The 21,199-nt window shown below is 68.2% G+C and carries 23 protein-coding genes; 10 read left to right on the forward strand and 13 right to left on the reverse strand.

Annotated elements, in window-relative coordinates; translation table 11 throughout:
• The coding region (locus tag Q4F73_RS05910) for a multifunctional oxoglutarate decarboxylase/oxoglutarate dehydrogenase thiamine pyrophosphate-binding subunit/dihydrolipoyllysine-residue succinyltransferase subunit (RefSeq protein ID WP_303358434.1) at positions 1 to 2,097 on the forward strand (2,097 nt) is incomplete at its 5' end.
• 74 nt (positions 2,098 to 2,171) lie between these two features.
• Here the strand turns inward: Q4F73_RS05910 and Q4F73_RS05915 are convergent.
• Both Q4F73_RS05915 and Q4F73_RS05920 read right to left on the reverse strand, forming a co-directional pair.
• Positions 2,172 to 2,834: a hypothetical protein gene (locus Q4F73_RS05915; RefSeq protein WP_303358435.1), complete on the reverse strand. Its 663-nt coding sequence runs from the start codon at positions 2,832 to 2,834 to the stop codon at positions 2,172 to 2,174.
• 11 nt (positions 2,835 to 2,845) lie between these two features.
• Entirely contained in the window at positions 2,846 to 3,328 is a 483-nt protein-coding gene (locus Q4F73_RS05920; protein ID WP_303358436.1) for a general stress protein, read from the reverse strand.
• A 51-nt stretch (positions 3,329 to 3,379) separates the two neighbouring features.
• On the opposite strand from Q4F73_RS05920, the gene Q4F73_RS05925 reads away from it, so the two are divergent.
• Genes Q4F73_RS05925 through Q4F73_RS05935 form a run of 3 tightly spaced genes read left to right on the forward strand, consistent with a single transcriptional unit; the run spans position 3,380 to position 6,380 of the window.
• Entirely contained in the window at positions 3,380 to 4,684 is a 1,305-nt protein-coding gene (locus Q4F73_RS05925) for a CBS domain-containing protein (protein ID WP_303358437.1), read from the forward strand.
• A complete protein-coding gene (locus Q4F73_RS05930; RefSeq protein WP_303358438.1) occupies positions 4,677 to 5,231 on the forward strand; it encodes a DUF1003 domain-containing protein in 555 nt (184 codons plus the stop codon). The genes Q4F73_RS05925 and Q4F73_RS05930 overlap by 8 nt, the downstream gene beginning before the upstream one ends.
• 21 nt (positions 5,232 to 5,252) lie before the next feature.
• A complete protein-coding gene (locus Q4F73_RS05935; protein WP_303358439.1) occupies positions 5,253 to 6,380 on the forward strand; it encodes an Mrp/NBP35 family ATP-binding protein in 1,128 nt (375 codons plus the stop codon).
• Positions 6,381 to 6,453: 73 nt separating this feature from the next.
• Here the strand turns inward: Q4F73_RS05935 and tatB are convergent, their stop codons facing one another.
• Genes tatB through sigE form a run of 3 tightly spaced genes read right to left on the reverse strand, consistent with a single transcriptional unit; the run spans position 6,454 to position 8,054 of the window.
• A complete protein-coding gene (gene tatB / locus Q4F73_RS05940; protein WP_303358440.1) occupies positions 6,454 to 6,918 on the reverse strand; it encodes a Sec-independent protein translocase protein TatB in 465 nt (154 codons plus the stop codon).
• Between the two features lie 37 nt (positions 6,919 to 6,955).
• Complete coding sequence (locus Q4F73_RS05945; RefSeq protein ID WP_303358441.1) at positions 6,956 to 7,366, reverse strand: zf-HC2 domain-containing protein; 411 nt, start codon at positions 7,364 to 7,366, stop codon at positions 6,956 to 6,958.
• Positions 7,367 to 7,421: 55 nt separating this feature from the next.
• On the reverse strand, positions 7,422 to 8,054 hold the full coding sequence (gene sigE / locus Q4F73_RS05950) for an RNA polymerase sigma factor SigE (RefSeq protein WP_303358442.1): 633 nt from the start codon (positions 8,052 to 8,054) through the stop codon (positions 7,422 to 7,424).
• A 150-nt stretch (positions 8,055 to 8,204) separates the two neighbouring features.
• Between sigE and Q4F73_RS05955 the strand changes: the two genes are divergently transcribed.
• Positions 8,205 to 8,849, forward strand: coding sequence for an O-methyltransferase (locus Q4F73_RS05955; protein ID WP_303358443.1), 645 nt, complete (start codon positions 8,205 to 8,207; stop codon positions 8,847 to 8,849).
• Positions 8,850 to 8,910: 61 nt separating this feature from the next.
• Here Q4F73_RS05955 and glgC read toward each other — a convergent pair whose 3' ends face one another.
• Positions 8,911 to 10,128 carry a glucose-1-phosphate adenylyltransferase gene (gene glgC / locus Q4F73_RS05960; protein WP_303358444.1) on the reverse strand — a complete coding sequence of 406 codons (1,218 nt, stop codon included), beginning with the start codon at positions 10,126 to 10,128 and terminating at the stop codon, positions 8,911 to 8,913.
• A 135-nt stretch (positions 10,129 to 10,263) separates the two neighbouring features.
• Between glgC and glgA the strand changes: the two genes are divergently transcribed.
• Both glgA and Q4F73_RS05970 read left to right on the forward strand, forming a co-directional pair.
• Positions 10,264 to 11,436: a glycogen synthase gene (glgA, locus tag Q4F73_RS05965; protein ID WP_303358445.1), complete on the forward strand. Its 1,173-nt coding sequence runs from the start codon at positions 10,264 to 10,266 to the stop codon at positions 11,434 to 11,436.
• A gap of 7 nt (positions 11,437 to 11,443) precedes the next feature.
• Complete coding sequence (locus Q4F73_RS05970; RefSeq protein WP_303358446.1) at positions 11,444 to 12,853, forward strand: GH32 C-terminal domain-containing protein; 1,410 nt, start codon at positions 11,444 to 11,446, stop codon at positions 12,851 to 12,853.
• Positions 12,854 to 12,862: 9 nt separating this feature from the next.
• Here the strand turns inward: Q4F73_RS05970 and Q4F73_RS05975 are convergent, their stop codons facing one another.
• From Q4F73_RS05975 to dapE, 7 genes are read right to left on the reverse strand one after another with little or no spacing between them, the layout of a single operon-like run.
• Positions 12,863 to 13,729: a methyltransferase domain-containing protein gene (locus tag Q4F73_RS05975; RefSeq protein WP_303358447.1), complete on the reverse strand. Its 867-nt coding sequence runs from the start codon at positions 13,727 to 13,729 to the stop codon at positions 12,863 to 12,865.
• Between the two features lie 28 nt (positions 13,730 to 13,757).
• Complete coding sequence (locus tag Q4F73_RS05980; protein WP_085550545.1) at positions 13,758 to 13,928, reverse strand: DUF3117 domain-containing protein; 171 nt, start codon at positions 13,926 to 13,928, stop codon at positions 13,758 to 13,760.
• Positions 13,929 to 13,970: 42 nt separating this feature from the next.
• Positions 13,971 to 14,234: a hypothetical protein gene (locus Q4F73_RS05985; protein ID WP_303358448.1), complete on the reverse strand. Its 264-nt coding sequence runs from the start codon at positions 14,232 to 14,234 to the stop codon at positions 13,971 to 13,973.
• Complete coding sequence (locus Q4F73_RS05990; RefSeq protein ID WP_303358449.1) at positions 14,231 to 14,956, reverse strand: glucosyl-3-phosphoglycerate synthase; 726 nt, start codon at positions 14,954 to 14,956, stop codon at positions 14,231 to 14,233. Before Q4F73_RS05990 ends, Q4F73_RS05985 begins: the two co-directional genes overlap by 4 nt.
• Entirely contained in the window at positions 14,953 to 15,765 is an 813-nt protein-coding gene (gene folP / locus Q4F73_RS05995; protein ID WP_303358450.1) for a dihydropteroate synthase, read from the reverse strand. The genes Q4F73_RS05990 and folP overlap by 4 nt, the downstream gene beginning before the upstream one ends.
• 29 nt (positions 15,766 to 15,794) lie before the next feature.
• Positions 15,795 to 16,634 carry a TIGR00730 family Rossman fold protein gene (locus Q4F73_RS06000; RefSeq protein WP_303358451.1) on the reverse strand — a complete coding sequence of 280 codons (840 nt, stop codon included), beginning with the start codon at positions 16,632 to 16,634 and terminating at the stop codon, positions 15,795 to 15,797.
• A gap of 11 nt (positions 16,635 to 16,645) precedes the next feature.
• Positions 16,646 to 17,734 (reverse strand): succinyl-diaminopimelate desuccinylase, encoded by a 1,089-nt coding sequence (dapE, locus tag Q4F73_RS06005; RefSeq protein WP_303358452.1) that lies wholly within the window; start codon positions 17,732 to 17,734, stop codon positions 16,646 to 16,648.
• Between the two features lie 66 nt (positions 17,735 to 17,800).
• Between dapE and Q4F73_RS06010 the strand changes: the two genes are divergently transcribed.
• Genes Q4F73_RS06010 through dapD form a run of 3 tightly spaced genes read left to right on the forward strand, consistent with a single transcriptional unit; the run spans position 17,801 to position 21,150 of the window.
• Positions 17,801 to 18,730 carry a DapH/DapD/GlmU-related protein gene (locus Q4F73_RS06010; RefSeq protein ID WP_303358453.1) on the forward strand — a complete coding sequence of 310 codons (930 nt, stop codon included), beginning with the start codon at positions 17,801 to 17,803 and terminating at the stop codon, positions 18,728 to 18,730.
• Between the two features lie 48 nt (positions 18,731 to 18,778).
• Positions 18,779 to 20,182 (forward strand): amino acid permease, encoded by a 1,404-nt coding sequence (locus tag Q4F73_RS06015; RefSeq protein WP_303358454.1) that lies wholly within the window; start codon positions 18,779 to 18,781, stop codon positions 20,180 to 20,182.
• Positions 20,179 to 21,150: a 2,3,4,5-tetrahydropyridine-2,6-dicarboxylate N-succinyltransferase gene (gene dapD / locus Q4F73_RS06020; RefSeq protein ID WP_303358455.1), complete on the forward strand. Its 972-nt coding sequence runs from the start codon at positions 20,179 to 20,181 to the stop codon at positions 21,148 to 21,150. Before Q4F73_RS06015 ends, dapD begins: the two co-directional genes overlap by 4 nt.
• Positions 21,151 to 21,199 lie beyond the last annotated feature (49 nt).

Consider the following 21,199-nt stretch of genomic DNA (forward strand, 5'->3'; position numbering starts at 1 on the left):
CAGGGCCTCGACGAGGTCGTCATCGGCATGCCGCACCGTGGTCGCCTCAACGTGCTGTTCAACATCGTCGGCAAGTCCCTGGCGATGATCTTCAACGAGTTCGAGGGCAACATCACCCAGGGCCAGATCGGCGGCTCCGGTGACGTGAAGTACCACCTCGGCTCCGAGGGCAACCACATCCAGATGTTCGGCGACGGCGAGATCAAGGTCTCCCTCACCGCCAACCCCTCCCACCTCGAGGCCGTCAACCCGGTCATGGTGGGTATCGCCCGCGCCAAGCAGGACCTGCTGGACAAGGGCGAGGACGGCTTCACCGTCATGCCGCTCATGCTCCACGGTGACGCCTCCTTCGCCGGCCTGGGCATCGTCCAGGAGACCATCAACCTCTACGGCCTGCGCGGTTACACCGTCGGCGGCACCGTCCACATCGTGGTGAACAACCAGATCGGCTTCACCACCACCCCGGACTCCTCCCGCTCCACCCACTACTCCACCGACGTGGCCAAGGGCTTCGACTGCCCGGTCTTCCACGTCAACGGCGATGACCCGGAGGCAGTCGTGTGGGTCGGCCAGCTGGCCACCGAGTACCGCCGCCGCTTCGGCAAGGACGTCTTCATCGACCTCATCTGCTACCGCCGCCGCGGTCACAACGAGGCCGACGATCCGTCCATGACCCAGCCGCTCATGTACGACCTCATCGCCGACCGCAAGTCGGTCCGTGCCCGCTACACCGACGATCTCGTCGGTCGTGGTGACCTGTCCGCCGAGGACGCCGAGATCGCCGCACGTGACTTCCACGACCAGATGGAGTCCGTCTTCAACGAGGTCAAGGAGGCCGAGAAGGCCGGCCCGCAGGAGCAGACCGGCATCACCGGTTCCCAGGAGCTCACCCGCGGCCTGGACACCTCCATCACCCGCGAGGAGCTCGTCGAGATCGGCCAGGCCTACGCCAACGGTCCGGACGACTTCGAGTTCCACCCGCGTGTGGCACCGGTGGCCAAGCGTCGCGCCGAGTCCGTCAAGGAGGGTGGCATCGACTGGGGCTGGGGCGAGCTCATCGCCTTCTCCTCCCTGGCCAACTCCGGTCGCCTCGTGCGCCTGGCCGGTGAGGATTCCCGCCGCGGTACCTTCACCCAGCGTCACGCGATCCCGATCGACCCGCGCAACGGCAACGAGTACAACCCGATCAACGACCTCGCCCAGGAGAAGGGCAACGGCGGCAAGTTCCTCGTGTACAACTCCGCCCTCACGGAGTTCGCGGGCATGGGCTTCGAGTACGGCTACACCGTGGGCAACCAGGATGCCGTCGTCGCCTGGGAGGCCCAGTTCGGTGACTTCGCCAACGGTGCGCAGACCATCATCGACGAGTACGTCTCCTCCGGTGAGGCCAAGTGGGGCCAGATGTCCGGCATCATCCTCCTCCTGCCGCACGGCTACGAGGGTCAGGGCCCGGACCACTCCTCCGCCCGCATCGAGCGCTTCCTGCAGCTGTGCGCCGAGGGTTCCATGACCGTGGCCCAGCCGTCGACCCCGGCGAACCACTTCCACCTGCTGCGTCGCCACGCACTGGGTTCCATGCGTCGCCCGCTGGTGGTCTTCGCCCCGAAGTCGATGCTGCGCCTCAAGGACGCCGCCTCGTCCGTCGAGGACTTCACCGAGGTCACCTCGTTCGCCTCCGTCATCGATGATCCGAACCTGGTCGACCGCGACAACAACGTCATCGGCGACGCCGACAAGGTGACGACCATCCTGCTGTGCTCCGGCAAGGTGTACTACGAGCTGGAGAAGCGTCGGAAGAAGGACAAGCGGGACGACGTCGCGATCGTGCGCATCGAGATGCTGCACCCGATCCCGTTCAACCGTCTGTCGGATGCGTTCAACAACTACCCGAACGCCGAGGAGATCCGCTTCGTCCAGGATGAGCCGGCCAACCAGGGTCCGTGGCCGTTCTACAACGAGCACCTGCGTAACCTCATCCCGGACATGCCGGAGATGCGTCGCATCTCGCGTCGTGCGCAGTCCTCCACCTCGACCGGTGTGTCCAAGGTCCACCAGCTCGAGCAGGCCCAGCTGATCGACGAGGCCTTCGCCAAGTAAGTCAGTTCACGGCCACGACAGGGCCTGCCCCCACCCCGGGGGCAGGCCCTGTCTGCATGCTTATCGACGCCGCGTCAGATCGGCAGCCACGCCTCCACCGCCGTCGCCGCCGAGGAAGTGGACTGCGATTCCTCGATGAGCATGGCGATTTCCTCGGTGGTGAGAAAGCGCGTCACATCGGTGATGGCCTTGAGCTCCTGCCTGTTGAACAGGTCCCGGCTGAAGGTGGGGACGATGTTCTGCGGCAGTTCCGGCATCCCCTCCCGGGCGACGATCTCCGCGCATCCCTGCGCCGAGGACGGATCCGGGGAGGTGAACCTGCCGTTGAGGGCGCCCATGTACTCGCGGTAGGTGGCGTCGGCGGGGTCCTCGATCTCGCCGCGCTCGATCTCCTCGAACAGCTCCTCTGCCCGGGGGGTGTCGAGATTGCTCAGGTACATGCCCGTGCATCCGATGACGAAGTCGGTCGACCTCTCCTGGAGGCGGTCGAGCCGGGTGCGCTGGCCGCTGAAGGCGCCGACGTCGAGGATGACCTCCCGGTTCTGCTTCTGCAGGGTCTGCAGGTAGATCTCCCCGAGGATGACCTGTTCGGGGGAGTTGGGGCTGACGGAGATGACCACCGGCCGCGTGTGGTCACCGTCCGGGATACGACTCGGCTCGGCGTCGGAGCATCCGGCCAGCGTCACCGCCCCCACGAGGGTGAGGGCGAGGGCGCAACGGCGGAGAGGACGGCTCATGCCGGAGGATTCTACCCCTCGATCCGCGCCTGGCGCGCCAGGCCCGAGCGGGCGATGATGTCGCGTGCCTCGGTGGCGCGGGCCGGGTCGCAGAGGATGTCGTAGCGCCCGGCGACGATCTCGGTGCGGGAGGTGAAGTCCCGGCGCCCGGCCGACAGGGCGTAGGGCACGGCGGCGGAGACGACGCCGAACACCAGGCCCATGATCAGGCCCAGGGTGAGCGGGGCGGCGATCCCCTCGCCCAGGAAGGTGAACAGCAGGCCGAAGAACAGGCCGATCCAGGCCCCGGAAACGGCACCCCCGCCGAGCACTCGCGGCCAGGTCAGGCGGCCACTGACCCGTTCGACCTCCATGAGATCCACACCGACGATGGTCAGCTCCTTGACGGGGAACTGCAGGTCCGAGAGCTTGTCGACAGCCGCCTGTGCATCACTGTAAGAATCAAAACTGCCGACCGGCCAGCCGCTCGGACGGGGGCGCAACTCAGAACTCATACAATGACAACGGTTCGGGGGCCCGATTGGTTCCGGTCTAGGATTGGACCCATGAGTGTTGTCACCCGTGTGTACGCGGGCCGTCTCATCGGCCTGCAGGTCCGTGGCCCCGACCTCGACCCCATCGGCCGTGTCCGCGACGTCGTGGTCACCATCCGTTCGGCCGGCAGTTCCCGCGCCCTGGGCGTGGTGGTCGAGCTGGTCAACAGGCGGCGCATCTTCGTGCCCATGCTGCGAATCGCCGCCATCGAACCCGGTGACATCACCCTGGCCACCGGCTCGGTGTCCATGCGTGCCTTCCAGGCCCGTTCCGGCGAGCTCACCGTCATGGGGGATCTGGTGGGCGCGAAGGTGCACACCGATGACCCGGAGCTCGAGCAGCTGCACGGCAAGGCGGTGGAGATCGCCGACGTGGAACTGGAACGCACCCGTTCCCGCGACTGGGTGATCTCCAAGGTGGCCGTCTTCGGCGCCCGGCCCAAGTTCGGTCGCTCCCCCAGCCTTTACACCCCGACCTTCTCCCATGTCCACGGCCTCTCGGCCGGCGGTGCGGGCGAGGCCGACGCCATGGCCGAGAAGCTCGCCGACTTCGATCAGATGCGTCCCGCGGACGTGGCGAACATTCTCCACGAGATGCCCAGCGCCGAACGCCACCAGCTGGCCAACGAGCTCGATGATGAGCGCCTGGCCGACATCCTCCAGGAGATGCCCGAGGACCACCAGGCGGAGCTGCTGGAGACACTCGACATCGAGCGTGCGGCGGACGTGCTCGAGGAGATGGACCCGGATGACGCCGCCGACATTCTCCAGGAGCTTCCCGACGACAAGGCCGAGGTCCTCCTCGAACTCATGGATCCGGAGGAGTCCGCGCCGGTCCGTCGACTCATGAGCTTCTCCCCCGACACCGTCGGTGCGCTCATGACCCCGGAGCCGCTCATCCTCACCCCGCAGACGACCGTCGCCGAGGCTCTCGCCCTGGCGCGCAACCCTGATCTGCCGACCTCCCTGGCGTCGATGGTCTTCGTCGTCCGGCCTCCCACCGCCACACCCACCGGCCACTACCTCGGGTGCGTGCACCTGCAGAAGCTGCTGCGGGAGCCACCCTCGTCGCTGGTCTCCGGCATCCTCGACCCGGATCTTCCGCCCTTGTACGCGGATGATGACCAGGAGACCGCCGCCCGTTACTTCGCCACCTATAACCTGGTGTGCGGACCCGTCCTCGACGAGGCCAACCACCTCCTCGGTGCGGTGGCGGTCGATGACCTCCTCGACCACCTGCTGCCGGAGGACTGGCGTTCTGAGGGGCTGCGTCCCGGCCCTGGCGTCGATAAGCGAAAGACGGTGACCCGTGGCTGATTTCCTGGATACCCCCGTCGCCGGACGGCGACGTACCCTGCGTATCGACGACGACGCAGTCGGCGCCGGCGCCGAGAAAGTCGCCCGCTTCTTCGGTACCGGCCAGTACCTCATGTGGCAGACCGTCATCGTCATCGTGTGGATCGCGCTCAACGCCGGCGGCTGGTTCATCTGGAAATGGGACCCCTACCCGTTCATCCTGCTCAACCTCGCCTTCTCCACGCAGGCTGCCTACGCCGCCCCGCTCATTCTGCTGGCGCAGAACAGGCAGGAGGACCGCGACAAGGTGACCGTCTCCGCCGACCGGCGCCGTGCCGAACAGACGAAGGCGGACACCGAGTTCCTCGCCCGCGAACTCGCCGGCGTGCGCCTGGCCGTCGGCGACATGGTCTCCCGCGACTACCTGCGCGGTGAACTCGAGGACCTGCGCAGCGTGCTCGAACGCCTCGAAGCCAAGCTCGACGACGTCTCCGCCGATGTCGCCGACTCCCACGAGGACCTCACGGAGCCGACCCAGGGTGACCTGGCGGACGACGCCGAACGCTGACTTACTACGATGGATGCTGTCATGTCTGCTATCACCGAATCCGCTGTCCGCAGCGCGCTGTCCCGCGTAGAGGATCCTGAAATCGGCAAGCCCCTCACCGAGCTGGGGATGGTCAAGTCGATCACCATCACCGACGCCGACGTCGATGTCGTCCTGTACCTCACCATCGCCGGCTGCCCGATGAAGTCCACCATCACCTCCAACGCGCAGGCCGCCGTCGAGGAGATCGAGGGTGTCGGCGCCGTCACGGTCACCACCGACGTCATGAGCGACGAGCAGCGCCGCGAGCTGCGCATGTCCCTGCGCGGCGGCGTCGAGGAGCCGACGATCCCCTTCGCCCAGCCCGATTCGACCACCCGCGTCTACGCGGTGGCCTCCGGCAAGGGCGGGGTGGGCAAGTCCTCCATGACCGTCAACCTCGCCGTGGCCCTGGCCGCCCGCGGCTTCAAGGTCGGTGTCCTCGACGCCGACATCTACGGCCACTCCGTGCCCGGCCTGCTCGGATCCGAGCAGCGCCCCACCGCCGTCGACGACATGATCATGCCGCCGATCGCCCACGGCGTGAAGCTCATCTCCATCGGCCACTTCGTCGACGGCAACGCCCCCGTGGTGTGGCGCGGCCCGATGCTCCACCGCGCGATCCAGCAGTTCCTCGCCGACGTTTTCTGGGGTGACCTGGACTTCCTGTTCATGGATCTGCCGCCCGGTACCGGTGACGTCGCCATCTCCGTGGCGCAGCTGGTGCCCAACGCGGAGCTGCTCATCGTCACCACCCCGCAGGCCGCGGCCGCCGAGGTCGCCGAGCGCGCCGGCTCCATCACCCAGCAGACCCGCCAGAGGGTGGCCGGGGTCATCGAGAACATGGCTGCGATGGTGCTTCCCGACGGCTCCACCCTCGACGTCTTCGGCTCCGGCGGCGGGCAGCAGGTCGCCGATCGGCTTTCCGTGCTCACCGGTGGCAAGGTGCCGCTGCTCGGCCAGATCCCGCTGGACCCGGCCCTGCGGGTCCACGGCGATGACGGTAACCCCATCGCCGTCTCCGAGCCGGAGTCCCCCGCCGGGCGCGCCGTCGGCGAGATCGCCGAGAAACTGCTCAAGCGCCGCGATTCCCTGGCCGGTAAGTCCCTCGGGCTGGGTGTCAACCGCTGACGCTGCAGCATGTCGTACCGCGAAGGCCCCTCGCCGTGATCGGTGAGGGGCCTTCGCGGTACGTTTTGCTGCTCTATGTGATGTCCGCCCAGGAGAACCCGCCGCCGGTACCGTAGTCACCCTTGTTCTCCGGGTTCTGAGGCGGCTGCTGAGCCTGCCGGGCCTGCTGCTGCGAGGGCTGCGGGCGCGGGGTGCGCTGGCGGGCGTCCGGGGTGTCGCGGGGATCGTCCCGCATGATCTTCTGGGGGTCGAAGTCGTCGAGGGCGGAGTCATCCCCGTCGAACAACGCCTTCGCGATGGCCCCGCGCGGACCCAGCCGCGTGTACTCCGAGACCTGCTCGAGGGGCTTGCGCAGGTCGTCGAACTCGGGACCGAATTCTCCGTTGAGCTCTTTCTTGGCGTTGTTGATCGCACGGCGGGCGGCGAAAATGGCGGCCCGGACATCCTCGATCAGCCCGGGCAGACGCTCCGGACCGACGACGATGAGCGCCACGACCAGCAGCACACCGATCTCGACCCAACCAATACTCGAAAACACATGTCCACCTTAGTCCCACCGGGCGGGCCCCGCCCAACTACTGTCCCTGGTTACGCCTGACGGCCCGCAGGATCATCTCCATCTTGTCCATGAGGCCCTCGGGAACCGGGGTGGGGGTGGATTCCGCGTCGGGTCCGGCACGCTGCGGGGAGCTGGCGATCCCGGCCAGGCGGGCGAGAAGTTCATGCGGGGCACGAACGTCCTCGCCGATGTTGGAGCCGCGCAGCCATTCGGAGGCACCTCTCTGCCGTTCGATCTCGGCGCGGCATTCCGCGCAGTGCACGAGGTGGACGCGGGCCCGGTGGCAGGCGGTGTCGGACAGTTCGTCATCGACGAAAGCCGCGACCGCCTCAGGACTCAAGTGTTCGACAGAGGCGAATTCGCGGCGACGGGGGCGTCGTTTCGCGGCGCTGGGCCGCGGGATGCGTGGCATGTTGGGGCGCATCATGGCGTGCGTTCGACCTCCTCTCACGTACGTGCCGCCAAGAATACCGGTGAAAGGTCTAGCGGGTGCGCAGGAGAAGCTTCGCGTCCTCGTCCTGGGCGGCAGCGGCCTCGAGGCTCGCGCGGAGCTGGGTACGACCACGGTGGATACGGGAGCGGACGGTGCCCATCTTCACACCGAGGGTGTCGGCGATCTCGTCGTAGGACATGCCGACCACGTCACACAGGACCACGGCGACACGGAAGTCCGGGCTGAGCTGGTCGAGCGCATCCTGGAGTGCCGGGTCGAGGTTGGCCACACTGTAGGCCTGCTCCGGGGTCATGTCGGTGCCGGGGACACGCTCGTAATCCTCCGGGAGTGCCTCCATGCGGATCTTGTTGCGGTGGCGCACCATGTCCAGGAAGAGATTGGTGGTGATGCGGTGCAGCCAGCCCTCGAAGGTGCCCGGCTGGTAGTGCCGGATGGAGCGGAACACGCGCATGAAGGTCTCCTGCGTCAGGTCCTCCGCGTCGTGCGGATTACCGGAGAGGCGGAATGCCAGACGGTAGACGCTGTCGGCGTGTTCAGCCACGAGTTCGCCCCAGCTGGGCATGTCCCCCTGCCCGGCGTCGAAGGCGGCGGTGCCGGTGAGATCCTCTGCGGCGAGCAGGGCGGCGTCCTGGGTGTGGGCGTCGTCATGGATGCGCGTCATGCGCTCAATTCTGCCGCACCGCACTGCGTATCTCTACACAGGGGTCTGGCAAATGTCTGTGAAGACCACACTCGTGTCCCATCTGCCACACTACTCACACTCCTGGTGGGTTGACCCCTCGGACACGCCGCGCGACCTACACTGGTTGCTGTGACTGACACGGCTTATGACGCTCTGCGTTCCTACATCGAATCCACCACGGACATCCCCGAGGCGCTTATCGACGCCCGCCGCGACGCCGAGGAATTCGGCCTCACCGTGCCCGACGAGATGACCGGACAACTCCTGGCCACCCTCGCGGCCGCAGCGGGAGCCGCGAAGTCGACCGGCGCCGTCGCCGTCACCCCCGCCGCGGGGGTCGTCGGCCTCTACATCCTCCGGGGTCTCGGCGATAAGGGCACGCTGACCTGCATCGACCCGGAGGTCGAGCACCAGGCACAGGCGCGTTCCACGTTCCGCGAGGCCGGTTACGCGCAGTCCCGCGTGCGTTTCCTGCCGTCCCGCCCGCTGGATGTCATGGGCCGCCTCGCCGGCGAGTCCTACCAGCTCGTCTACGCCGAGGTCTCCCCCGTCGAACTCCCCGCGGTCATCGAGGCCGGATGGCCGCTGCTGACCCCCGGCGGCACCCTGGTGCTCGCCGATGCGCTTCTCGACGCCACCCTCGCCGACGAATCCCGCCGCGACCGCGCCACCCTGGCCGCCCGCGAGGCCGATGAACTGGCCCGCTCCCTGGAGGGCGCGCTGGTCACCCGTCTGCCCCTGGGCGCAGGACTGACGCTGATCACCAAGCGCTAAGAACAACGGGCCGAGGGCAGTCACTCAGCTGACTGCCCGCGGCCCGTTGACCTCAAGGGGTTTAGACGACCTCGTTCTTGCCCACGACGACGACGCCGCCGGCGGAGATCTTGAAGCGTGCCTCATCGCGGGCGCGATCGACGCCGATGATCTCGCCCTCGCGGACGTAGACGTTCTTGTCCAGGATGGCGTGGCGGACGACGGCACCGCGGCCGATGCGCACGCCCGGCATGAGGACGGATCCCTCGACGGTGGCTCCCTCGGCGACGTGGACGTCACCGGCGAGGACCGAGTTGCGGACGGTGCCGCCGGAGATGATCGAACCCGGTGCGACCATGGAGGACTGGGCGATGCCGCCCTGGGTGAACTTCGCCGGCGGGAAGTTCTCGCCCTCGGTGGAGTGGATCGGCCACCGGTTGTTGTAGAGGTTGAACACCGGGTGAACGGAGATGAGGTCCATGTGGGCCTCGTAGAAGGCGTCGACGGTACCGACGTCGCGCCAGTAGCCCTGGTCGCGCTCGGTGGCGCCGGGGACCTCGTTGCCCATGAAGTCGTAGACGTGGGCGTCACCCTTGTCGACGAAGTAGGGGATGATGTCGCCGCCCATGTCGTGGTCGGAGTCGTCGTTCTTCTCGTCGTCGAGAAGCGCCTTGATGAGGGCGTCCGTGGTGAACACGTAGTTGCCCATGGAGGCGTAGGTGACGTCCGGGTCGTCCGGGGTGGACGGCGGGTCGGCCGGCTTCTCCAGGAACTCGGTGATGTTGCCGTCCTCGTCGGACTGGATGCAGCCGAAGGCGGTGGCCTCGTGGCGCGGGACGCGGATACCGGCGACGGAGCAGCCCTTGCCCGAGGCGATGTGCTCCTCGACCATCTGGGACGGGTCCATGCGGTAGACGTGGTCGGCGCCGAAGACGATGACGTAGTCGGGCTTCTCGTCGTAGATGAGGTTGATCGACTGGACGATGGCGTCGGCGGAGCCGGTGAACCAGCGCTTACCGCGGCGCTGCTGGGCGGGCACGGAGGCGATGTACTGGGAGACCGGACCATGCAGCGACCATGCCTGGGAGATGTGGCGGTCGAGCGAGTGCGACTTGTACTGGGTCAGCACCGCGATCTTGAGGTATCCGGCGTTGACCAGGTTCGACAGGACGAAGTCGATGAGTCGGTAGCTGCCGCCGAAGGGAACCGCAGGCTTGGCGCGGTCTTCGGTGAGCGGGAAAAGGCGCTTGCCTTCGCCGCCGGCAAGGACAATGGCGAGTACGTTCGGCTGAGTCTTCACATCCCCCAATCTAGGTCGTTGAGCACAGTTTTGCCGGGGAAGATGACATTCAGTCCCCATTCCCTCCCCCCTATGGGCCTGCCCACCCCCGATACCCCCTGCACGGGCAGCGGGGCGTCGCTACGCTTGGGACGTATGAGAGTCGGAATGATGACCAGAGAGTATCCCCCGGAGATCTACGGTGGCGCCGGTGTGCACGTCACCGAACTGACCCGCTTCATGCGGGAGATCACGGAGGTCGACGTCCACTGCATGGGCGCCCCCCGCGACATGGAGGGCGTCTATGTCCACGGTGTGGACCCGGCTCTCGAGGAGGCCAACGCCGCCATCAAGACCCTGTCGACGGGTCTGCGTATGGCCGAGGCCGCCAACAACGTCGATGTCGTCCACTCGCACACCTGGTACGCCGGTCTCGGCGGCCACCTGGCCGGCAAGTTGCACGGGATCCCCCACGTCGCCACCGCCCACTCTCTGGAGCCGCACCGCCCGTGGAAGCGTGAGCAGCTCGGTGGTGGATACGAGGTCTCCTCCTGGTCCGAGCGCAACGCCATGGAGTACGCCGACGCCGTCATCGCCGTCTCCGCCCGCATGAAGGACTCCATCCTCGAGGCGTACCCGCGTATCGACGCCGACCGCGTCCACGTCGTCCTCAACGGCATCGACACCGAACTCTGGGCCCCGCGCCCGACCTTCGACGACAACGACAACTCGGTGCTCACCGAGCTGGGCGTGGATCCGGACCGCCCGATCGTCGCCTTCGTCGGCCGCATCACCCGCCAGAAGGGCGTGGAGCACCTGGTCAAGGCCGCCGCCCACTTCGACGAGGGGGTGCAGCTGGTGCTGTGCGCCGGCGCCCCCGACACCCCGGAGATCGCCGCCCGCACGACCGCGCTGGTCGAGGAGCTGCAGGCGCAGCGCGACGGCATCTTCTGGGTGCAGAACATGCTCGACCGCGAGCGGATCCAGGAGATCCTCACCGCCGCCGACGCCTTCGTCTGCCCGTCGATCTACGAGCCGCTGGGCATCGTCAACCTCGAGGCCATGGCGTGCGGCACCGCCGTCGTCGCCTCCGATGTGGGCGGTATCCCCGAGGTCGTCGTCGACGGGGAGACCGGCACGCTGGTCCACTACGACGACAACGACATCGAGTCCTTCGAGCGCGACATCGCCGCGCAGGTCAACGCCATGGTCGCGGACGGCGAGCGCGCGAAGAAGTTCGGCCTCGCGGGCCGTGACCGCGCCGTCGAGAAGTTCTCCTGGGCCACCATCGCGCAGGAAACCGTCGACATCTACCAGTCCCTTCGTTAGGAGCCCTGTGAGTTCACACCGACCCGAACTGCACGTCACGCCGGAGTCGGGGGTTCTTGACGCCCCCGCCGGAGTTCTTCTCGACGACGAGACGTGGCACCTGTTCCACCAGTACCGACCCTCCCCCACCGAACCCGCCCGCTGGGCGCACGCGGTCTCACAGTCGGGCCCCTTCGACTGGGAGATCTGCGATGACCCGATCATCCCCGTGGGTGGGGAGACGGCCGTCCGCGCCGGCGCTGTCGTCGCCTCCGGTGCGGGCATGGACATGTACTTCACGTCCGTCACCGCCGCCGGTACCTCCATCCAGGTCGCCCATCTCGACGACCTCCGCGAGGAGTGCCCGGTCTCCGACGACGAGTTCGCCGTGGACGTGCGGGTGCAGCGCAAGGGTGATGTCATCAGCAACCGCGATGACCACGTCCGCTTCCGCTCCCCCTGTGTGGTGCCGGACTGGGAGTCCGACGAGGACCGCCACGCCGGTCACGACGGCTGGCTCATGCTGTGCGTCACCGGCAGCGGCGACGCCCCCGTCCCGGTCGTGCTCACCAGCCCGGACGGGCGTTCCTGGGATTTCGTCGGCGAACTCTCCTACGCCGGTGACCCGGGTTTCGATGCCTCCGCCATCGTCGTCGGCCCCCGCATCATCCGTCTCCGCGACGAGGTGGACAGCCACATCTACGACGTCCTGCTCGTCACCCTGGAGCAGGACGGGGTCGACGTGTCCGGCTACCTCGTGGGTACCCTGCGCGACGCTGAATTCGAGGTGAAGACCCCCTTCACCCGCATCGACCACGGGCACGATTTCACCCGCCCGCGCAACACCAACGTCACCCCGGGCACCGTCAAGGCGGAGAAGCGTTACCTGCAGTCCGTCATCTTCGGCCTGCTCAACGGCACCGGCCGCCAGGATGACCCCTCCACCCACCTGTCGCTGACCGAGGAGGGGTGGGCGAACTGCCTGTCCCTGCCGCGTGTGGTCACCCTGCAGGACGGGCTGGTCTTCCAGACCCCGCCGGCCGGGCTGCCCGACGCCATCAGCCAGTCCAACGGCGCCCGTTCGTGGACCGGGTTGTGCGCGATCCCCGCCGGGTCCGCGCTCACCGCGACGCTTATCGACGCCGCCGGCAACCCCGCCGCCACCATCACCCACTCCGGTGAGCAGCTGGTGCTCGATCGTTCCATGAACCCGCACCACAGCGGGGACACGGCGGCCTCCGCCGCGTTGGCCGAGGGGGACACCGACTCCCTGTCGATCTTCGTCGACGGCTCCACGGTGGAGGTCTTCGCCGACGGCGGCGCCGTGACCATGGCCAGCCGCGTCTACATCGACGGCGGGTGCGCGGAGATCCGCGTGGAGACCTCCGGCGAGGCCGAGGTGGAGCAGTTCTGGAGCCGCGGCCCCGGCTCCATGTAGCCGGGGTGGCTAGGCCCGACCCATCCTCGTGAGGTGGGCTCGGGCGGTGACCTGCAGGGTCTCCGGCAGGTCCGCGATCCGCCGCGCCAGCTCATCGGCCTCGATGTGCCGCGCGGAGGGGCTCATGCCGATCTGGGCGGCGATGGACTCCTTGTCCAGGGTCATGGGGAACTCGACGAGCTCGGGCTCGGCGACCGGCACCAGGTGGCCGGCTGACTGCTCGAGCAGGCGGTCGATCTTGCCGTCCTCCACATCGAGGATGCCCAGCGGCTCGCGCAGCTCGGCCAGGTGACCGCGGTCGGCGGTGAGGATGATGACCTGCCCGGACTCGGTGAGCACGCGGGCGAACTCCGCGGCGTTGCGCGGGGCGAACACCACGGTGATGGCGTCAATGGAAGCATCCCGCATCGGCAGGCGCTCCCAGACGTCGGCCACGACGGCGCCGACCCGCGGGTGGCAGCGCGCCAGGTGCTTGGCGGCGTGGACGGAGATGTCCAGCCCGACGCCCCGCGCACCCTCCACGTCGTCGAGAGTGTGGGACAGGTAGTAGCCGGTGCCGGCGCCGATCTCGGCGATGACGGGGCGGGCGGTGTCGGGAACGGCGGCGTCGTCCAGCGCATCGTGCACACCGGCGGTGACCGCCTCGACGAAGGGGGCGAAATGCCCGCGGGACAGGAATGTCTCGCGGGCGAGAACCATCTCGGTGCTGTCGCCCTGGTGACGCAGACCGGCGCCGGCGGCCAGGGTCACATATCCCTGGCGGGCCACGTCGAAGGAGTGACCGGATTCAGAGACCAGGCGGGTGAAGTCATCCGCGCCGGACAGCGGGGTGCCGTCGGCGGGATCAGCGAGCACGTCGATGATGTCGGAGAGCATGCCCTCGAGCATACCCCCGGGCGAAAACCTAGCCTTCAGCCGCTGCGGTGAGCAGGGCGCCGAGCTCGGCGGCCTCCTCCTTGCTCATCTCGACGACGAGGCGCCCGCCTCCGTCAGACGGGATACGCATCACGATCTTCCGGCTCTCCTCCACAGCTTCCATGGGTCCGTTGCCGGTACGCGGCTTCATAGCTGCCATTGTCAGTTGGCTCCTTTACTGGAATCGTCTACCCTGACCAGTTTAGTCTTTTTTCGGCTCGGGCAGGCGGGCCGTGAGCGCCGCGATGACCTCGTCGACCTGTTCCGGGCGGTAGCCACGGGGGACGATCTCGAACTCGAGGGCGTCGATGTCACCGACCGCGACGGCCCGCCGGTTGGCCTCCCGGGTGGCATCGGGATCGAGTGGGGGCAGCACCTCTCCCCGCCCGAAGACACTGCCCCAGAACCACGTTCCCACGGCGGTGAGCGCGAGCAGCAGGACGATGAGCAGCAGCCAGGAGATCATGGCTGCAGGATATCGGAGAGCGGGGGGCGCGAGGCACCACCCCTGCCCAGCAACGTCGCCGCCACCACCTCGGCCATGGGCGCGAGTTCGACCAGCGGGCGGTTGCGGTGACGGCGCACCCCGAGATCGACCTGGGTGATGGAGGTGGGGCCGTGGGCGGCGGCGACGTCGAGAAGCAGGCCCGCCTCGACGCCGTATCCGGCGGCGAAGGGCAGGCGCAGGGCGGTGTCGCGCCGGATGGCGTACTCACCGGCCAAGGGTTGGTTGATGTGGGCCAGCTCGGGGTGCAGGGCGCGCAGGAGCGGCTTGGCGGTCAGTTCCGTCACGCGACCACCGCCGGTGGGCTGCCCGTCGAGGGTGCGTCGGTAGTCGGCCTTGACCAGGTGGATGCCCGGGTCGGTGAAGGGCGCGGTCAGCGCGGCGACCATGCCGGTGGCGGGCTGTTCGAGGTCGGCGTCGACGAAGACCACGATGTCCCCTGTGGCCGCCGCCACCCCGCGCCACAGGGATTCGCCCTTGCCGGGGCGGGGGGTGATGGCGGGGAGAATGTCGCGCCAGTTGAGCACCCGCGCGCCGGCGGCCGCCGCGCGGGCAGCCGTGTCGTCGCTGGAGTCGGCGTCGATGACGAGGACCTCCAGGGGGGCGTCGGCACGCACGGCCTCCACCACCCCGGCCACTGTCGCCGCCTCATTGAGCGCGGGGATGACCACCGAGACCTTCACGCCAGGCCCCGGATGGTGGCCAGGGGAGGTGCTGTGCCCGCGATGGCGGCGGTCATGCGGATGACATCGACCGTTTCGGCGACCTCATGGGAGCGGAAGGCGGCGACCCCGCGGGCGGCGGCCCACGCGGTGGCGGCCAGGGTACCGGCGACGCGCCCGCCCACCGGCCGGTCGACGGTTTCCCCGACGAAGTCCTTGTTGCTCAGGGCCATGAGGACGGGCCAGCCGGTGGCGACGATCTCGTCGATGCGCCGCAGCAGCTCCAGCCCGTGGAAGGTGTTCTTGCCGAAATCGTGCGTGGGGTCGAGGAAGATCGACTCCTCCGGCACCCCGAGGCCCACAGCCCGTTCGGCCAGGCGGGTCGTCTCGGCGATGACGTCGGCGACGACATCGTCGAAGTGCACCCGGTGCGGGCGGGTGCGCGGGCGCACTCCCCCGGTGTGCGAGCACACGTAACCGACGCGGTGCTGGCCGGCGACCTCGATGAGCTCCGGGTCAAAACCCGCCCACGTGTCGTTGACCAGCCCCGCCCCGGCCTCGATGGCCGCCTCGGCCACGCTCGCCCGCCAGGTGTCCACGGAGATGAGCACGTCCGGGTGACGCTGCCTGACCGCGGCGATGATCGGCACGACGCGGTCGATCTCCTCGGCCGCGTCCACGGTGGTACCGGGCCCGGCCTTGACACCGCCGATGTCGACGATGCCGGCCCCCTGCGCGATGACCTCGTCACAGCGGCGCAGGGCGGCGTCGTCGGCGAAGGTGGCGCCCCGGTCGTAGAAGGAGTCCGGGGTGCGGTTGACTATCGCCATCACCGCGGGAAGATGACTGTCCAAGGTGGCTAGCTGCGGCGTTCGTTCTTCTCCATGACCTCGGAGACCGGGGTGTACTGGTCACGGGTCTCCGGCTCACGCAGACGCTGGTCCGACATGACGCGGTGGGCCTCGACGATGTGCTCGACGGCCTCGGTGACGGAATCGGTGACCAGGAACAGGTCCATGTCCTCCGGGGAGATCAGCCCCTCCGCCAGCACCCGCTCGCGGATCCAGTCGATGAGCCCGCCCCAGAATTCGGTGCCCAGCAGCACGATCGGGAAGTGGGTCACCTTGCCGGTCTGCACCATGCACAGCACCTCGAAGAGCTCGTCGAGCGTGCCGAAACCACCCGGCAGACACACGAAGGCCTGCGAGTACTTGAGGAACATGGTCTTGCGGGCGAAGAAGTAGCGGAAGTTCAACCCCAGGTCGACCCAGTCGTTGAGGTGCTGCTCATGCGGCAGCTCGATGCCCAGGCCGACAGACAGCCCGTCCGCCTCGTGGGCACCCCGGTTGGGGGCCTCCATGAGCCCGGGGCCACCACCGGTGACCACGGCGTAGTCGGCGTCCACCAGGGCGCGGCCGAGCTCACAGCCCTGCTCGTACCAGGGGTGGCCCTCGGGGATGCGGGCGGAACCGAAGACGGTGACGGCCTTGGGCATCGAGGCCAGGGCGTCGAAACCGGCGACGAACTCACCCTGGATGCGCAGGATGCGCCACGGGTCGGCGTGCAGCCAGTCGTGGTCGGATCCCAGTTCCAGCAGACGCTGGTCGTAGGTCGAGGTCTTCTCGCCGTCCGTGCGCAGCAGCATGGGGCCGCGCAGCATCCGGGCCTTGTCGGGGTCGGGGGTGATGTTCGGAGCCATAGTCTCCAAACCTAGTCGTTTCCGGCCGGTCGCGCCGGGGCGAGGAAGTCCCGCAACTGGGCGGCCACCCGCGTGATGTGCTCGACGGGAACCTGCTCCTCCTGGCGGTGGGCGAAGGAGGGGTCGCCGGGCCCGAAGTTGACGGCCGGGATACCCAGGGCGGCGAAACGCGCCACGTCGGTCCAGCCGTACTTGGCCTTCACCTCACCCACCCGGGCGATGAGTGCGGCAGCCGCCGGCTTGTCCAGCCCGGGCAGGGCTCCGGCCACCGCGTCCTCGACGGTGACCTCGAAGCCGTCCAGATGCTTCTCGACGCGCGCGAGCGCCTCCTTAGCCGACAGATCCGGAGCGAAACGGTAGTTGACCAGGGCATGGGCCTCGTCGGGGATGATGTTGGTGGCCAGGTAGCTCTCGAGCTTCACCACGTTGAGGCCCTCCCGGTAGATGCACCCGTCGATGTCGACCTCGCGGTTGTCCCACTCGGCGATCCGCGCGATGGCCGGGGCCAGCTTGTGGGCGGCGTTGTCGCCGAGCCAGCCGCGGGCGGAATGCGCGCGCCTGCCGCGGGTGGTCACCCGCACGCGCAGGGTGCCCTGGCAACCGGCCTCGACGATGGCCCCCGAGGGTTCGCCGAGCAACGCCAGATCGCCCTGCAGCCACTCCGGGTCGCTGTCGGCGAGGTGGCCGAGGCCGTTGTACCGGCTGTCGACCTCCTCACACTCGTAGGCGATGACGGTGAGGTCGAAGGCGAGGTCCGGGGAGTTCGCCAGGGTGGCGAACAGGTGCAGATACACCGCCAGTCCCGACTTCATGTCGACGGTGCCGCAGCCGTACATGATGTCGTCGACCATGTGGTGCGGGACGTTGTCGGCGATGGGCACCGTGTCCAGGTGACCGGCCAGCACCACCCGCTCGGGCAGGCCGCGGTCCGTCCGCGCGGCGACGGTGTTGCCGCGGCGGATGACCTGGACGCCGGGGACGTCGATAAGCGCCTGCTCCACCAGATCAGCGATGAGTTTCTCCTGGTGGGAGGGGCTGGGGATGTCCACCAGCGCGGCGGTGAGGGCGACGGGATCCTGGGTGAGATTGAGGGGTTTCACCTGACCCAGGGTACCCACGCTCACTCAAGGTGTGTCGCTTCACAGCGCCCCGTAGACTCTGGAGATATGACAACTCAGGGAGCAGTCGCGGTCGGCATCGCCAACATCGCCATGGACGGCACCATTCTGGACACCTGGTATCCCGAACCCGATCTCGTCGACGGCACCGGGCTGGTGTCCGGCACCGAGCGCCTCGGCGCCGCCGACATCCCCGACAGCATGCTCAAGCTCGTGCTTCTCGACGAAGACCGCATGGTCGAACAGGTCGCCGTCCGCACCACCATCGCCGACCTGCAGGCCCTGCCCATCGACGCACACGACGTCTACCTGCGACTCCACCTGCTCTCCCACCGCCTCATCCGGCCCCTCGAGCTCAACATGGACGGTTCCCTGCGCCGGTTGTCCACCGTCGTGTGGACCAACAAGGGCCCGTGCACCCCGGACAACTTCGAGTTCGTGCGCACCGCCCTGCGCTCGCGCGGGCTCATCCACGTCTACGGCATCGAGAAGCTGCCGCGCATGGTCGACTACGTCGTGCCCTCCGGCGTCAACATCGCCGAGGCCGAGCGCGTGCGCCTCGGCGCCTACCTCGCCCCCGGCACCCGGGTGCTGCGCGAGGGTTACGTCTCCTTCAACTCCGGTTCCCTCGGCGCCGCCCGCATCGAGGGCCGGCTGTCGTCCTCCACCGTCATCGGCGAGGGCACCGATGTCGGCCTCTCATCAACCATCATGGCCAGGCGGCGCTCCGACGGCCTGCGCGACCCCATCACCATCGGCGCGAACTGCACCTTCGGAGTCTCCTCCGGCGTCATCGGCCTGCACCTGGGCGACAACTGCACCCTCGGCTCCAACATCGTCCTGGAGGCCGACACCCAGGTGTGGGACGCCGATGCCGGCCAGCACGTCACCGCCTCCGCCCTCAACGGCCAGTCCAACTGGTCGGTGCGCCGGGAGGTCGGTCACGCCGAACCCGTCCTGCGCCGCGTCTGGCAGTAAGGGGCCGGTCGTCGGGGCCGTATGACCCCCGGATTATCCTCGGTAGGTATGACCACACGTCACCGCACCACTCAAGCCCCGGAGCAGACGTCACTCGGCACGGGGCTGAAAACCCGCCATCTCACCATGATGGGACTCGGCTCGGCCATCGGCGCCGGGTTGTTCCTGGGCACCGGCGTGGGCATCCAGGCCGCGGGCCCCGCGGTCCTGCTCGCCTACCTCGCGGCCGGCATCATCGTCGTCCTCGTCATGGAGATGCTCGGCGAGATGGCCGCCGCCCGCCCGTCCTCGGGCTCCTTCTCCACCTACAGCAAGCAGGCCTTCGGCCACTGGGCCGGCTTCACCCTGGGCTGGCTGTACTGGTTCATGCTCATCATGGTCATGGGCGCGGAGATGACCGGCGCCGCCGCCATCATGGGCGGCTGGTTCGGCGTGGACCCGTGGATCCCCGCCCTGGTGTGCGTGGTGTTCTTCGCCGTGGTGAACTTCGCACAGGTCCGGGGCTTCGGTGAGTTCGAGTTCTGGTTCGCCTTCATCAAGGTGGCCGTGATCATCGGCTTCCTGGCGATCGGTACGGCGCTGGTCTTCGGGTGGCTGCCCGCCGCAGAGCCCGTGGGACTGGACAACCTCATCGGCGGCGAGGGTTTCATGCCCCACGGCTGGCCGGGCCTGGCCGCCGGTCTGCTCGCGGTGGCCTTCGCCTTCGGTGGCATCGAGCTGGTGACCATCGCCGCCGCCGAGTCGGAGAGGCCCTCGGAGGCGATCGCGGTGGCCGTGCGTTCCGTCATCTGGCGCATCGCCGTCTTCTACATCGGCTCCGTGCTGGTGATCACCCTGCTCCTGCCCTCGGAGCAGATGGGCGCCGCCGAAACCGCCGCCGAATCCCCCTTCACCGCCGTCCTCGGCCTGGCGAACATCCCGGGTGCCGTCGGATTCATGGAGGCGGTCATCGTGCTCGCCCTGCTCTCGGCGTTCAACGCCCAGATCTACGGCACCTCCCGACTGGTGCATTCACTGTCCTCGGAACGTGATGCTCCTCGCATTTTCGCGGCGACCAACCGCGAGTCCGTGCCCATCAACGCGGTCATTCTGTCGATGGTGTTCGCCTTCGCCTCGGTGGGGTTGCAGTACTGGAATCCGGAGGGGTTGCTGGCGTTCCTGCTCAACGCCGTCGGCGGTTGCCTCATCGTCATCTGGATCATGATCACCGCCTCCTACCTGCGCCTTCACCCGGAACTGGAAGCACGTGGAGAGATTGCCACCGTCCGCATGTGGGGCTGGCCGTGGCTCGGATGGGCGACCATGCTCGCCCTGTGGGGGCTGGTCGTTCTCATGCTTTTCGACGCCGCCGCCCGCTCCCAGATCCTCGCCGTCGTGGTGGTCGTCGCCGTCCTCATCGGTCTCGGAAGCATCACGAAATGGGCTCAGAATCGGGTATCGTCTCGGCCATGACTTCAGCCACCGCGCGCGGACTTGCCACCATCACGCACGACGGAACCGTCCTCGACGTCTGGTTCCCCGCCCCGAAGCTGACGGATGATCCCCTCGAAGCCGGCACCCGCCGCCTCGAGGAGACCCCGCAGCAGTTCGCCGCCCTGGCCGGCCCCGATGAGGATCGCGGCGTCGCACGCGTCCCGGTGACCACCTCCATCGCCTCGCTCGACGATGCCCCCGTCGACACCTACGACGTCTACCTCCGTCTCCACCTGCTGTCCCACCGCCTGGTGACCCCGAACAGCATCAACCTCGACGGGGTCTTCGGTCTGTTGGCCAACGTCGTCTGGACCAACTACGGTCCCTGCGCCGTCTCCGACTTCCAGATGGTCCGTGGCCGCCTCACCGCCCGCGGCCCCGTCACCGTCTTCTCCGTGGACAAGTTCCCCCGCATGGTCGACTACGTCGTCCCCTCCGGTGTGCGCATCGCCGACGCCGACCGCGTCCGCCTCGGCGCCCACCTCGCTGAGGGCACCACCGTCATGCACGAGGGCTTCGTCAACTTCAACGCGGGCACCCTGGGCACCTCCATGGTCGAGGGCCGCATCTCCGCCGGCGTGGTCGTCGGCGACGGCACCGACATCGGCGGCGGCGCCTCCATCATGGGCACCCTGTCCGGTGGCGGCAAGGAGGTCATCTCCGTCGGGGACCGCTGCCTCCTCGGCGCCAACTCCGGCATCGGCATTTCCCTGGGCGACGACTGCATCGTCGAGGCCGGCCTGTACGTCACCTCCGGCACCAAGGTCACCGTCTGGGGTGCCGTGGCCAAGCAGGCCCAGGTTGACGACGGCCACCGCATCAAGGCCGCCGAAATCTCCGGCACCAACGGCATCCTCTTCCGCCGCAACTCCCTGTCCGGCGCCGTCGAAGCCACACCCAGCGACTCCCGCCCCGTGGACCTCAACGAGGACCTGCACGCCAACTAGTTGTCCACAGTTTGTTGACGTCTCCTGGTAGTTGTCCACAGGCTGGTTG

It is taken from the genome of Corynebacterium sp., from assembly GCF_030535495.1.
Lineage (GTDB): Bacteria > Actinomycetota > Actinomycetes > Mycobacteriales > Mycobacteriaceae > Corynebacterium.

What these genes read in the sequence shown, in the direction of transcription:
- Q4F73_RS05915 (WP_303358435.1), bottom strand. Translation starts at nt 2,834, where the DNA reads ATGAGCCGTCCTCTCCGCCGTTGCGCCCTCGCCCTCACCCTCGTGGGG.
- Q4F73_RS05920 (WP_303358436.1), bottom strand. Translation starts at nt 3,328, where the DNA reads ATGAGTTCTGAGTTGCGCCCCCGTCCGAGCGGCTGGCCGGTCGGCAGT.
- Q4F73_RS05925 (WP_303358437.1), top strand. Translation starts at nt 3,380, where the DNA reads ATGAGTGTTGTCACCCGTGTGTACGCGGGCCGTCTCATCGGCCTGCAG.
- Q4F73_RS05935 (WP_303358439.1), top strand. Translation starts at nt 5,253, where the DNA reads ATGTCTGCTATCACCGAATCCGCTGTCCGCAGCGCGCTGTCCCGCGTA.
- Q4F73_RS05945 (WP_303358441.1), bottom strand. Translation starts at nt 7,366, where the DNA reads ATGATGCGCCCCAACATGCCACGCATCCCGCGGCCCAGCGCCGCGAAA.
- sigE (WP_303358442.1), bottom strand. Translation starts at nt 8,054, where the DNA reads ATGACGCGCATCCATGACGACGCCCACACCCAGGACGCCGCCCTGCTC.
- glgA (WP_303358445.1), top strand. Translation starts at nt 10,264, where the DNA reads ATGAGAGTCGGAATGATGACCAGAGAGTATCCCCCGGAGATCTACGGT.
- Q4F73_RS05975 (WP_303358447.1), bottom strand. Translation starts at nt 13,729, where the DNA reads ATGCTCTCCGACATCATCGACGTGCTCGCTGATCCCGCCGACGGCACC.
- Q4F73_RS05980 (WP_085550545.1), bottom strand. Translation starts at nt 13,928, where the DNA reads ATGGCAGCTATGAAGCCGCGTACCGGCAACGGACCCATGGAAGCTGTG.
- Q4F73_RS05985 (WP_303358448.1), bottom strand. Translation starts at nt 14,234, where the DNA reads ATGATCTCCTGGCTGCTGCTCATCGTCCTGCTGCTCGCGCTCACCGCC.
- folP (WP_303358450.1), bottom strand. Translation starts at nt 15,765, where the DNA reads ATGGCGATAGTCAACCGCACCCCGGACTCCTTCTACGACCGGGGCGCC.
- Q4F73_RS06000 (WP_303358451.1), bottom strand. Translation starts at nt 16,634, where the DNA reads ATGGCTCCGAACATCACCCCCGACCCCGACAAGGCCCGGATGCTGCGC.
- Q4F73_RS06010 (WP_303358453.1), top strand. Translation starts at nt 17,801, where the DNA reads ATGACAACTCAGGGAGCAGTCGCGGTCGGCATCGCCAACATCGCCATG.
- Q4F73_RS06015 (WP_303358454.1), top strand. Translation starts at nt 18,779, where the DNA reads ATGACCACACGTCACCGCACCACTCAAGCCCCGGAGCAGACGTCACTC.
- dapD (WP_303358455.1), top strand. Translation starts at nt 20,179, where the DNA reads ATGACTTCAGCCACCGCGCGCGGACTTGCCACCATCACGCACGACGGA.